Origin of the sequence: Pseudomonas vranovensis, from assembly GCF_040438935.1 — a bacterium.
Taxonomy (GTDB): Bacteria; Pseudomonadota; Gammaproteobacteria; order Pseudomonadales; family Pseudomonadaceae; genus Aquipseudomonas; species Aquipseudomonas vranovensis.
In genome coordinates this window covers 1,532,113-1,544,277 of record NZ_CP159259.1, presented here as the reverse complement: position 1 = coordinate 1,544,277, position 12,165 = coordinate 1,532,113, and the positions used below count along the sequence as shown (strand labels likewise).

General features: G+C 63.9%; 13 protein-coding genes. 2 read left to right on the top strand and 11 right to left on the bottom strand.

Features of this window, described 5'->3' with window-relative positions; translation table 11 throughout:
• Positions 1 to 58: 58 nt before the first annotated feature.
• A complete protein-coding gene (locus tag ABVN19_RS07245; RefSeq protein ID WP_105642591.1) occupies positions 59 to 952 on the bottom strand; it encodes an AraC family transcriptional regulator in 894 nt (297 codons plus the stop codon).
• Between the two features lie 178 nt (positions 953 to 1,130).
• Between ABVN19_RS07245 and ABVN19_RS07240 the strand changes: the two genes are divergently transcribed.
• Positions 1,131 to 2,183: an NAD(P)-dependent alcohol dehydrogenase gene (locus tag ABVN19_RS07240; protein WP_105642592.1), complete on the top strand. Its 1,053-nt coding sequence runs from the start codon at positions 1,131 to 1,133 to the stop codon at positions 2,181 to 2,183.
• Between the two features lie 74 nt (positions 2,184 to 2,257).
• The gene (locus tag ABVN19_RS07235; RefSeq protein WP_051270402.1) at positions 2,258 to 4,483 is read left to right on the top strand and encodes a C1 family peptidase; all 2,226 of its coding nucleotides are present in this window, start codon (positions 2,258 to 2,260) and stop codon (positions 4,481 to 4,483) included.
• Between the two features lie 39 nt (positions 4,484 to 4,522).
• Here the strand turns inward: ABVN19_RS07235 and ureG are convergent, their stop codons facing one another.
• The 10 genes from ureG to ABVN19_RS07185 form a co-directional block, all read right to left on the bottom strand.
• Positions 4,523 to 5,149: an urease accessory protein UreG gene (gene ureG, locus ABVN19_RS07230; RefSeq protein WP_028941966.1), complete on the bottom strand. Its 627-nt coding sequence runs from the start codon at positions 5,147 to 5,149 to the stop codon at positions 4,523 to 4,525.
• 10 nt (positions 5,150 to 5,159) lie between these two features.
• Positions 5,160 to 5,834, bottom strand: a complete 675-nt coding sequence (locus ABVN19_RS07225; RefSeq protein WP_105642593.1) for an urease accessory protein UreF — start codon at positions 5,832 to 5,834, stop codon at positions 5,160 to 5,162.
• Positions 5,834 to 6,379: a HupE/UreJ family protein gene (locus tag ABVN19_RS07220; protein WP_028941964.1), complete on the bottom strand. Its 546-nt coding sequence runs from the start codon at positions 6,377 to 6,379 to the stop codon at positions 5,834 to 5,836. The genes ABVN19_RS07225 and ABVN19_RS07220 overlap by 1 nt, the downstream gene beginning before the upstream one ends.
• 22 nt (positions 6,380 to 6,401) lie before the next feature.
• Positions 6,402 to 6,881 (bottom strand): urease accessory protein UreE, encoded by a 480-nt coding sequence (gene ureE / locus ABVN19_RS07215; RefSeq protein ID WP_105642594.1) that lies wholly within the window; start codon positions 6,879 to 6,881, stop codon positions 6,402 to 6,404.
• Between the two features lie 10 nt (positions 6,882 to 6,891).
• A complete protein-coding gene (gene ureC / locus ABVN19_RS07210; protein ID WP_028941962.1) occupies positions 6,892 to 8,595 on the bottom strand; it encodes an urease subunit alpha in 1,704 nt (567 codons plus the stop codon).
• On the bottom strand, positions 8,592 to 8,909 hold the full coding sequence (locus ABVN19_RS07205; protein ID WP_028941961.1) for an urease subunit beta: 318 nt from the start codon (positions 8,907 to 8,909) through the stop codon (positions 8,592 to 8,594). Before ABVN19_RS07205 ends, ureC begins: the two co-directional genes overlap by 4 nt.
• Before the next feature lie 9 nt (positions 8,910 to 8,918).
• Positions 8,919 to 9,221 carry an urease subunit gamma gene (locus ABVN19_RS07200; protein WP_028941960.1) on the bottom strand — a complete coding sequence of 101 codons (303 nt, stop codon included), beginning with the start codon at positions 9,219 to 9,221 and terminating at the stop codon, positions 8,919 to 8,921.
• Positions 9,222 to 9,230: 9 nt separating this feature from the next.
• Positions 9,231 to 10,064: an urease accessory protein UreD gene (locus ABVN19_RS07195; RefSeq protein WP_028941959.1), complete on the bottom strand. Its 834-nt coding sequence runs from the start codon at positions 10,062 to 10,064 to the stop codon at positions 9,231 to 9,233.
• A 293-nt stretch (positions 10,065 to 10,357) separates the two neighbouring features.
• Complete coding sequence (gene phnX / locus ABVN19_RS07190) at positions 10,358 to 11,185, bottom strand: phosphonoacetaldehyde hydrolase (protein WP_105642595.1); 828 nt, start codon at positions 11,183 to 11,185, stop codon at positions 10,358 to 10,360.
• A gap of 80 nt (positions 11,186 to 11,265) precedes the next feature.
• The gene (locus tag ABVN19_RS07185; RefSeq protein ID WP_028941957.1) at positions 11,266 to 12,138 is read right to left on the bottom strand and encodes a LysR substrate-binding domain-containing protein; all 873 of its coding nucleotides are present in this window, start codon (positions 12,136 to 12,138) and stop codon (positions 11,266 to 11,268) included.
• Positions 12,139 to 12,165: the final 27 nt, after the last annotated feature.

The following is a 12,165-nucleotide window of genomic DNA, read 5'->3' as shown; positions in this document are numbered from 1 at the left end:
GGCTGCGATCGACTGCGCAACAGTCGCCATCCACTGGCATCGCAGGGCAAGCAGGCGCTTACAGGAACGGTTGTTCTTCACCGGGACTGCGGTCGAAATGGCGCTTGTATTCACGGCTGAACTGCGAAGTACTCTGATACCCCACCCGATGCGCCACCTGCGCCACCCCCAGCCCTTCACCGATCAACATCTGCTGGGCCTTGAGCAAGCGCAGCCGCTTGAGGTACTGCATCGGCGACAGCAACGTGCTGCGCTTGAAATGCTCATGAAAGGTCGAGGCACTCATGTTCGCGCACCCCGCCAACGCATCGACACTCAAGGGTTCGGCATAGTGCTCACGCAAATGACTGAGTGCCGCGGCGATCCGCGCAAAGTGCCCCTGCTGCTCCACCAATGCCCGCAACACCCCCGCCTGCGGCCCGCGCAGCGCCACATACAACACCTCCCGCACACGCGCCGCGCCCATCACCTGACTGTCGAGCGGATCCTGCAAACAACGCAACAACCGCTCGACACTGTCGCGCATGGCGTCATCCAGCACCGCCGAAGTCATCGACTCCGGCGTCTGCGCTGCGATTGCCTGGTCAGGCGGCAGCCCCATGCTCTGCACCAGCTCCCCCAGGACGATGCGGTCAATGGCTACCGAAACTCCCAGCAACGGCTCCTGTTCAGTGGCAAAGGTCTCGCACATGAATGGCACCGACAACGCCTGCACCAGATAATGCCCTGCCCCGTATTCCAGGGTACGTGGCCCCAGGCGCGCCAGTTTGCTGCCCTGGGCGAGGATCATCAGGCTCGGTTCATAGATTTGCGGGCTGCTGGCCACGTAGCGATTGGCCAGAAGCACCTGCACCTGGGGCAAGTGCGTTTCGACGAACCCCGGACGCACGGCCAGGGTACGGATCAACGAGCAAAGGGTGGCGTTGGCATCAACGTGGCGGGTCAGTTGCATGGGAATCCGAGATGGAGGAATAGACACTGCCATGATCGCAGCTTCAAGGGCCACTGTGTGCAAGTCTCAGCCAACTCCGGAGTTTTAGGCATGACTGACGGAGGATTGATGGTGGGCAGCCACCCTGCCCCTGCGGACAATGGGCGCTCATCCGCTTAAACGATTTAGCGAGGTCTCCATGTACACAGCAATCGGCTACGCCGCCCAGTCCGCCACTGCCCCCCTGGCCCCCATGACCTTCCAGCGCCGCGCCCTGCGTCCCGATGATGTGGCCATCGAGATTCTCTATTGTGGTGTGTGCCACTCGGACATCCACCAGGCCCGCAATGACTGGGGTATCGCCGTGTACCCGCTGATGCCCGGCCATGAAATCGTCGGCAGGGTCACGGCGGTGGGCGACAACGTCAGCCGCTACCAGGTCGGCGACAACGTCGGTGTCGGCTGTATGGTCGACTCCTGCCAGCACTGTGAAGCCTGCCGGGCAGACCTGGAGCAGTACTGCCTCGAAGGCCCGACCATGACCTACGCCACCCCGGACCGCATCGACGGCAGCAACACCATGGGCGGCTACTCCAACAGCATCGTGGTCAGCGAGCGCTTCGTCCTGCACATTCCGGCGGCCCTGGACCTGGCCGGCGCCGCGCCGATCCTGTGCGCCGGCATCACCACCTACTCGCCGCTCAAGCACTACGGGGTCAAGCCCGGCGACCGCGTGGGCATTCTGGGCATGGGCGGCCTGGGCCACATGGGCATCAAGTTTGCCAAGGCTCTGGGTGCTGAAGTCACCTTGTTCACCCGCTCGCAGAGCAAGGCCGAAGAAGCACGCCGCCAGGGCGCCGATCATGTGATCGTGTCCACCGACCCTGCGCAGATGCAGGCGGCGGCCGAGCAGTTCGACTTTCTGCTCGACACCATACCGGTACAACACGACCTGAACCCTTACCTGCAAACCCTGAAGTTCGATGGCGTACACATCCTGGTTGGCCTGATCGAACCCGTGGACCCTGCCCTGCATGCCGCCAACCTGGTGATGAAGCGCCGGGTGCTGGCCGGCTCCCTGATCGGCGGCATCGCCGAAACCCAGGAGGTGCTTGAGTTCTGCGCCGAGCACGACATCCGCTGCGACATCGAGATGCTCGATATTCGTCACATCAACGAAGCCTACAGCCGAATGATTGCGGGCGATGTGAAGTACCGGTTTGTGATCGATATGGCTACGCTCAAAGGCTGACGGAATTACTTCAGGTGCAGGGGCTCGCTCAAGGCCCCTGCCAGCCAACAGGGTTTCTCCAAGGAGAAGCAACCATGAGCAAAGCCAACGCCGGCGCCATCAAATCCCCACCTGCCAACCCTGCGGTCACCCGCACCCCGATTCCCGGCCGCGTGTTCGACGCCCGCCCTGACCGCCTGGATTTTCGCGACCTGCCTTACGCCCCTCCGCTGCGTTCCTTGCCGCCGTGCTGGCCGCCGCAGACTGACCTTGCGATGTACCTGAAAAGCTATGTGGCCCAAGGCCTGGTGCTGGATCAAGGCAACGAAGGTGCCTGTACCGGGTTCGGACTGGCCTGCGTGGTCAACTACCTGCTCTGGCTCCAGCACCTTGAACTGGGCAACACAGGCAGCTTCGAATCGGTCAGCCCGCGCATGCTCTATGAGTTGGCCCGTCGTTACGACGAGTGGCCGGGCGACGACTACCAGGGTTCAAGTTGCCGGGGCGCGCTCAAGGGCTGGCACAAGCATGGGGTGTGCAGTGAAACGCTCTGGCCATTTTCGACCCAGGGGTTCATCCGGCCGCGACCGCGCTGGGACACCGATGCCGCCAGGCGGCCACTGGGCGTGTACTACCGCATCAACAGCAATGCCGTGGTCGACCTGCAGGCAGCGATTTTGAACATTGGTGCGGTGTACGTCTCGGCGAGCGTGCATGACGGCTGGGAAACCCTCATGCACGCGCGCGCCACCTCTGTGCCGAAGAACCTCGACAGCCTGCCGGTCATCCCTCCTGCGCAATCGCCCGGCTCACTGGGAGGCCACGCCTTTGCAATTGTTGGCTATGACCACCGGGGCTTTGTGATACAGAACTCGTGGGGCACCCGTTGGGGGCGCTCAGGTTTTGCCGTGTTGCCCTATGAAGACTGGGTGATCCATGGCACCGATGCCTGGGCCTGCGCACTGGGTGTGCCGCAACAGCTATTGGTACCCGGCATTGGCAAACCCGGCAAGTCGGGGTTACGCGATCAGGTGTCCTCGGCTTTTCGCATTGGCTCCGGGCGTTCGCTGACCGGCCTTGACCGCTCGGCGCGGGTGCCGGGCAATCCGGTCGACGACCCTTGGCCGTTCGATCACCCGTTCAACGAACCTCGCTATCAGCCGGTCAGCACGCCGCGGGCCTATGAGCTCACCCTGGTGACCGGCAATGACGGTGAAATAGTACCCACCGATTTCACCCGTGGCCCGCTGGATCGCGCCGGGCTGGTCAAGGAAGTGGTGCATGAACGACCGCTGGCCTGGCTGCAGACACAACCGCAGAAAAAGCTGCTGCGCGTGGTGCTGTATGTCCATGGCGGGCTGAACAACGAAGACGAGTCGATCCAGCGCATTCGAGTATTGGCGCCGTATTTTCTGGCCAACGGTATCTACCCGCTGTTCATGACCTGGAAGACCGGCCCGGGCGAAACACTGGCCGACATGGCCGAGGACTGGCTGCGCAAACTGTTCGGCACCGATGAGCGTGCAAGTGGCGTGGAGGATATGGTTTCTGAGGCCAAGGACCGAGCCATCGAAGCCCTGGCCCATGTGCTGGGCACCGGGATCTGGTCGCAGATGCGCAGCAACGCCCGTGACAGCAGCCAGCCTGGCCATGGCCTGGATCTGGTGGGCCGGGCCTTGCAGGCGCTGGCAGCTGACCTGCAGGCCCGGGGTGCAAAACTGGAGCTGCACCTGGTGGGTCATTCGGCCGGGTCGATCTTGCTCGGCCATCTCCTCGACCTGCTAGGCAGAAACACGCCCCAACCGCTTAAAGTGCAGAGCTGCGAACTGTTCGCCGCCGCCTGCTCCACCGGCTTTGCCCTTGAGCACTACCTCAAGGCCCATGCCAATGGCGTGTTGAGCCTGGACCAACTCTGGCTGGATGTGCTGAGCGACAGCAATGAAAAGGATGATGGCCTGCCGACGCCGGAGTTTGCCGCGTATGGCAAGTCGCTGCTGTACCTGGTGTCGCGCGCCCTGGAGGATGTGCGCAAGCAACCCCTGCTGGGCATGGCACGCGCCCTGGACAAGCGTTTTGCCAACGACAAGGACCAATGGGATGCCAGCACTCTGCCCGCTGTTCAGCAGTGGCTGGCGAACTGGCCGACCAAGCCTGACCGCTTGCGTATCTGGCAATCGCCCCGGGTAAGGAACACCCGTGACGGCCAGCAGATACCCTCGACCCACGGCTCTTTCGACAACAACATTGAAGTGCTCACCTTCGTGCTCATGCGCATCTTGGGCAAGCAACTGATCGGCCCACTGGAATGGCTGGACTATTGAGCCGACAAAAAAGGGGCCGCACTGGCGGCCCGGCACGGCTCAAACCCCGGTAGCCTTGAGCATTCCGCGCTCGACAATAAAGTCGATGACCCGCTGCAGGCCCTGCCCGGTCTTGAGGTTGGTGAAGGCCCAGGGCCGTTCGGGGCGCATGCGCTGGGTGTCCTTTTCCATCACCTCGAGGGAAGCGCCGACGTAGGGCGCAAGATCGATCTTGTTGATCACCAGGAAATCCGACTTGGTGATGCCCGGCCCGCCCTTGCGCGGGATCTTCTCGCCTTCGGCCACATCGATGACATAGACCGTCAGGTCGGCCAGCTCCGGGCTGAAGGTGGCACTCAGGTTATCGCCGCCACTTTCGACAAAGATCACTTCGAGGTTACCGAATTTGCGTGCCAGCTCCTCCACCGCCGCCAGGTTCATCGAGGCATCCTCGCGAATGGCCGTGTGCGGGCAGCCACCGGTTTCCACCCCGACGATGCGCTCCGGGGCCAGGGCGCCCGCTTCGGTGAGGATGCGCTGGTCTTCCTTGGTGTAGATGTCATTGGTCACCACGGCGATTTCGTAGTGGTCGCGCATGGCTTTGCACAGGGCTTCGAGCAGTGCGGTCTTGCCGGACCCAACCGGGCCGCCGACACCGACGCGCAGGGGTTGCTGGTAGCTTTGCATGGGGCTTTCCTCAGGATCGGAACAATCGGGTGTATTGGGTTTCGTGACGCGCCGAGGCAATTGCCAGCAGTGGCAGGCCACCGCCGAGCTGGTCATCGGCTAACTCAAGGGCGTGTTCCAGCACCAAAGGCAGCTCGGCGCACAGATCACGCAGCAGGCTCTGGGCCGCTTGCTGCCCGAAGGGCACCAGCTTGACGCCGGCCATCACGGCCCCTTCAAGCCAGGTGAAGCCAAGCCCCAGGGCCAGGTCGCGCAACGGGATTTTCCAGTGCGCCCCCAGCCAGGCCATGCCCCCCAACTGGCTCAGGGCCAGGCTCGACCGCCACGCGGGCGCCTGGCACAACTGCCAGCCATCGAGCAGCCGTGCCAGGGCCATGCCACGCTGGCGCTCTTCCAGGCGCAGCTCGGCGGTTTCACGGTTGGCCAGCAGGAACTGGCTCCAGCGCGCGAACGCCTGCGCATCGTCGTCGCGACAGGCCTGGTACAGGCGCACCAGCAAGGGCCAGTCGATGCAGCCCAGGGTGTCGTCCAGCTGTTGCCGTTGCCACTGGCGAAAGCCTTCGGCGCCCTGAACCCAGCCCGCTTCCACCGCCCACTCCAGCCCTTGCGAATACGTGAACCCCCCCACCGGCAGGTTGGGGCTGGCCAGCTGCAGCAAGCGCAGCAGCTTCAGCTCAGTGCTCATCAGCCGGCCAGTACCAGTGCGGCGCCGGCCAACAGGCCGCCTCCGAAGGCTTTTTGCAGCCTGTCATGACGGCGCAGCAGGCAACCGCCGGCAAAACCTGCCAGCAACAGCAGGCCGCTGACGGTCACAAAACCTGCGCTGAACAACCAGAACGCACCGGGGCTGGCCTCAACGCCATGGGCCCAGCCATGGAACAGGGCGAACAGCGGCATGGCCAGGGCCAGCAACACTTGGCGGCGGGGCAGCAACAACGCGGCGGCAGCCACCAGCAGCGAACCGATGATCATCTGTTCCATACCGATCACGCCACCGAACAGATGGCCCAGCAAGGCGCCGCCAAACATCGCTGTCAATGTCAGCAAAGGCAGTGCCAGGGTACGGCCGGTCAGAGCTGCCAGTACGCCGGTGCCCAGCAGCATCAACAGGTGATCAAGGCCGGTGAGCGGGTGCAGCAAGCCGTCCTGTAAAGGGTTGGCGTCGTGGCCCGGATGGGCAAACGCAGGGACCGCGACCAGCAGCAAGGCAAGTGCCAGGGACGTTTTCATCGGGGTATCTCCTTATAAGAAATCAGTGGTGAGCGACGCGCACAAAGGGATGGTCGGTATGCGCATGGCTGTGCGGCGCGCTCTGGTAGGCACCGGCTTCGGGTTCGAACGGCGCCTGCTCCACGCTGACCTGCAGGCCCAGGCCACGGACCATTTCGTCCAGCACATGGTCGTGCTGGTAGCGCACAAAGCCGGCTTCGATCTGCAGCGGCACATGGCGGTTGCCCAGGTGATAGCTGGCCCGCGCCAGCAGCAACGGATCGGCGCAGCGCACCGTGGACACCTGCTCGGCGGCGGCCAGCACGCGGATCACCTCTGCGCCCTGCTCCGCCGCCAGCAACTCGCCGCCGCGCAGCAGTTGGCCACGTTCGAGCATCAGCCCGGCTTCACGGCCATCGTCCAGGGTGACGCGCACACGGCTCTTGATGCGGGTATCCAGGCTCAAGGTGACGGTGCCACTGACGTGTTCGGCGTCTGTGACCCGACGGGTCAAAAGAATCATGCTCGCTCCTTCAAAACAGAAAATAACGTTGCGCCATCGGCACAACGGTGGCCGGCTCGCACACCAGCAGCTCACCGTTGGCGCGCACCTCGTAGGTTTGCGAATCCACCTCGATCACGGGCAGCAAAGCGTTGTGGACCATGTCGCCCTTGCGCACCGTGCGACAGCCGCGGGCCACGCCGATCAGGCTGCGCAGGCCCAGTTCATGATGAACGCCGCGCGCCACCGCCGACTGCGACAGGAAGGTCATGCGCGTGGCATTGCGCGCAGCGCCCAGGGCACCGAACATCGGCCGGTAGTGCACCGGCTGCGGGGTCGGGATCGAGCCGTTGATATCGCCCATGGGCGCCATGGCAATCATGCCGCCCTTGATCACCAGAGCCGGCTTGACCCCGAAGAACGCCGGAGCCCAAAGCACCAGGTCGGCCAGCTTGCCGGCCTCCACCGAGCCCACTTCGTGGGCAATGCCGTGGGTCAGGGCCGGGTTGATGGTGTACTTGGCAATGAAGCGCTTGACCCGGAAGTTGTCGCTGTAACCGCTGTCGGGTGCCAGTGGCCCGCGGCGGCGCTTCATCTGGTCGGCGACCTGCCAGGTGCGCAGCACCACCTCGCCGACCCGGCCCATGGCCTGGGAGTCGGACGAGGTCATGGAGAAAGCGCCGATATCGTGAAGGATGTCTTCGGCGGCAATGGTCTCGCGGCGTATGCGCGACTCGGCGAACGCCACGTCCTCGGCGATGCTCGGGTCCAGGTGGTGGCAGACCATGAGCATGTCCAGGTGCTCATCCACGGTGTTGATGGTGTAGGGCAAGGTCGGGTTGGTGGACGATGGCAGCACGTTGGCAAATGCGGCGGCGCGGATGATGTCGGGCGCATGGCCGCCACCGGCACCTTCGGTATGGAAGGTGTGAATGGTGCGGTCGCCGATGGCCGCCAGGGTGTCCTCGACACAGCCGGACTCGTTGAGCGTATCGGTATGGATGGCCACCTGCACGTCCAGCTCTTCGGCCACGGCCAGGCAACAGTCGATGGCCGCCGGGGTCGAGCCCCAGTCCTCATGCAGCTTCAGGCCCACGGCGCCGGCGCGGACCTGCTCGCGCAGCGCCTCGGGCTGCGAGGCGTTGCCCTTGCCGAGCAGGCCGATATTGATCGGCAGCTCGTCGGCGGCCTGGAGCATGCGCGCCAGGTACCAGGGCCCGGAAGTGCAGGTGGTGGCGTTGGTGCCGGTGGCCGGCCCGGTGCCGCCGCCGATGAAGGTGGTGATGCCGGAGGTCAGCGCCTCTTCCACCTGCTGCGGGCAAATGAAGTGGATGTGCGAGTCGATGCCGCCGGCGGTGACGATCTTGCCTTCGGCGGCAATCACCTCGGTGCCGGGACCAATGGGCAGGGTCACACCGGGCTGCACATCGGGGTTGCCGGCTTTGCCGACCCCGACGATGCGGCCATTCTTGATGCCGATGTCGGCCTTGACGATGCCCCAGTGGTCGATGATCAGGGCGTTGGTCAGCACCAGGTCCATCGCCACGGTGGCGAGCATCTGGCCCTGGCCCATGCCGTCGCGGATCACCTTGCCGCCGCCGAACTTGACCTCTTCGCCATAGATCGTGAAGTCCTTCTCCACCTCCACCCACAGTTCGGTGTCGGCCAGGCGTACACGGTCGCCCACGGTGGGGCCGAACATATCGGCGTAGGCGCGTCGGGAAATCCGGCTCATCCCTGCACCTCCAGCTTGCCCATCACCTTGCCTTGAAAACCGTAGACCTCACGCTTGCCTGCGTACGGCACCAGGGTCACGGTACGCGCCTGGCCAGGCTCGAAGCGCACGGCAGTGCCGGCCGCGATATCCAGACGACAGCCCAGGCTGACCTCGCGCTCGAACACCAGGCAGTCATTGACCTCATAGAAGTGGTAGTGCGAGCCGACCTGCACCGGGCGGTCGCCGTGATTGGCCACGGTGACGCTGACCCGCGTGTAGCCCACGTTCAATTCGATGTCGCCGTCGGCGACCTGTACTTCTCCGGGAATCATCCTGCGCTCCTAGACAATCGGGTCATGCACGGTCACAAGCTTGGTGCCGTCAGGGAAGGTCGCCTCGACCTGGACGTCGGGGATCATTTCACTCACGCCCTGCATGACCTGGTCGCGGCTGAGCACTTCGCGGCCCAGGTTCATCAGTTCGGCGACGGTGCGCCCATCACGGGCCCCCTCCATCACCGTGGCACTGATCAGCGCCACCGCCTCCGGGTAGTTCAGCTTCAGGCCGCGGGCCAACCGACGCTCGGCGAGCAAGGCGGCGGTGAACAGCAGTAGTTTGTCTTTCTCTCGCGGGGTCAGCTCCATGGCGTTCTCTCAAGTGGCCCAGATACGCGGCGGGCATGGCGCCAGACCGACCACTTCGGGTCGCAAGGCATGCCAGATCCGCTGCAGGGTGAGTTGCAGGCGTTGGTTGTCGTGGTCCAGCAGACGCACCACCAGCAATTGCCCGAGCAAGGTCGCCCCGGCGGGAACGGCAAGGTGCTCGATCAGGCTGCGAGTCTGTTCGAGCAAGGCGTCGGTGGCCGGGTAGGCGCAAAAGGTGGCTTGCAGTGGGTAACCGCCGAGTTTTTGCAACTGGCCGCCTTCGATGCGCAGGCGTTCGTGCAGGCCGGGGTCGTCGGGCACGTCGATCTGCAGGCGGCTGTCCAAGGCACCGTGACTGAAAGGCTCGTTCATCACCGGGCGCCCCAGGCACAGGGTTTCCCAGGCCAACAGGCGTGCCCCGGGCTCCAGGCTGAAGCGATTTTCGAGGCGCACACGCGCACCGGGAAAGCAGATGCTGCCTTGGGGCAGCCACTCCAGGACGCTGTCGGCGGCCAGGTGAAAGTGCTGGTCGAGGGTCGAGGTCTGGCCGTTGCTGCGGTAGAACTTGGTGGCGCCGGGCATGGTCAGCAGCGCATGGCTGCCGGCGTCGAGGTGCACGTCGAGCACCAATTTGTCGCCACCGACCACTCCACCGGGCGGATGCAGCACATAAACGTGGCACGGGGCGCCCTCGGGGTAGAACGGGCGCTGCACCAAAAGAGGACCAAAATGTCGCCGCGCACCAATACAGGTCTTTTGCCCACGGCGTACGAAGCGCAGCACCAGTTCGGCGCGCCAGCCGGTGCCGTGGGCAGTGAGGTCCAGTGGTTGGGCAAGCGTCATGCATCTGATCCCTGTAAATACGGAGTCCGACGTATTTGATGGATCGGCTGTGCCTCGGGTTATACGGGGAAGCGTTCGAGGTTTGACCAATCGATCAGCAATCGATGCAGGGGGACAAAGCACATAGCGGGCCAGATGTGGGAATGCGCGCAACTGTCTTGAATCACGACCGCTGCACGGTCGATCGCAGGCTGTCGCCAGCGGCTACACCGGCAATCTGTAGCCGCTGCCGAGGAACGAGGCTGTGATCGACCGCACAGCGGCCGTAATCCAGGCGACGCCCTATTTGATGGTTACTGCGCCTGCGGCATCTCCCCGCGCGCCAACCGCGTATTGATGTCTTCGATCACCGCTGGCAGCTCTGCGATGGTGTCGATCAGGTAATGCGGGCGCGAGCCTTCGAACATCCGGCCGATACGGGCACGCTCCTGCTCCAGGATGTCCAGCGGCAAGGCTTTATAGGCCTCGTAGGTCAACCCCAGGGCATTGCCCGAGCAGGTCAGTGCGACGGTCCACATGCCCGCCTTGCGACCTTCGAGAATGCCCGGCCAGGTGTCGTCCACCTTCACGCAAGCCGCCACATCGTCGATGCCCAGGGCGATGACGTTGGCCAGGGCCTGGGCCGGCCAAGGACGACCATTGGGGGTTTCGTCGGTGGCCACCACATGGTCGGCGACGTAGCCATTGCGCTGCGCCAGTTCCACCACTTTTTCCATTACCACTTTCGGATAGCCCGAGCACGAGCCAATCTTCAGGCCTTGTTCCCGCAGTTGGGCAATCGCCTGCAAGGCCCCCGGAATCAACGCCGAATGCTCGGCGATCTTCTCGATCTGCAGTGGCATGAAGCGGTTGTAGATGGCGGTGACATCGTCATCGCTGGGGTTGCGCCCGAACACCAGGCGATAACGCTCGGCAATCTGCGGTTGATCGCACAAGGTGCGGATATGGTCCCACTTGCCCATGCCCATGGGGCCGCGGGCTTCCTCCAGCGATACGGCCACGCCGAACTCGGCAAAGGCTTCGACGAAGATCTGGGTCGGCGCGAACGAGCCGAAGTCGACCACAGTACCCGCCCAGTCCAGGACGACCGCTTGCAGGCGTTCAGGGTTTTGATATTGCATGGTGATTCTCCGGTTTTCAGGGATGAGAGTGCCCGCACCTTGCAGGCAAGGCGTTGTCGATGGGCCAGGGTTGAACGGGCTTAGCTGTCCGGTGGCACGCCGGTGTCGAACAGCTCGGCAATGATCGGGCGATTGCGCCGTATCGCCAGGCAACACAGGTAGTAGCTGATGTGAAACGGCTCCTCGGTAAACGACACGGCCTTGGTGCCAGGGCGGTCGGCGTATTCCACGGCGGCGACAAAGCCGATGCCGATGCCCTGCACCACCGCATGCACAATGGCCTCGCGGCTGTTGAGCTCCATGGCGCAGTCCAGGGGCACGCCATAACGCTGGCAGCCTTCCTCCACCAGTTGCCGGGTGCGCGAGGCCGCTTCGCGCAACACCAGGCGCTGGCCACTGATCTCACGTACGCTGACCTGCTCCTGCGAGGCCCACGGGTGGTCATCACGCACCACTGCCAGAATCGGCACCGTACGGTACAGGTGGGTGCTCAAGCGCTGGTCGAAGGTCGACAGCGCCAGGATCGCCACGTCGATATCGAAGGCATAGAGTCGCTCCAGGGTCTGCGCCTCGGTGGTGAACGAGGTGTTCAGGTCGATATCCGGGTACTGCTGCATCAAGCTGTAGGTCAGGCTCATGGCGATCGGTGGCGACACCGCGCCGATGCGCAGCATGCCTTGCTTGCGCTGGGCGAAGCGCTGCAGCAGCTGCACCGCTTCGTCCTCCTGACCGAACAGGCCCTGGGTGATGTCATACAGCTTGTGCCCCGCCGCGCTCAGTTCGATGTAGCGGCCGCGGCGGTGGAACAGCTCGACCGAAAACTTCTTCTCCAGGGTGCTCACCTGCTCGCTGACAGTAGGCTGGCCGACACTCAAGTACTCGGCGGCCAAAGTAAAACTGCCGGTCCTGGCCACCGCGTGAAATGAACGCAACCATTTGTGGTACTGGTACATGAGCAGCTTCCGCTTCCTGGAGTCGGT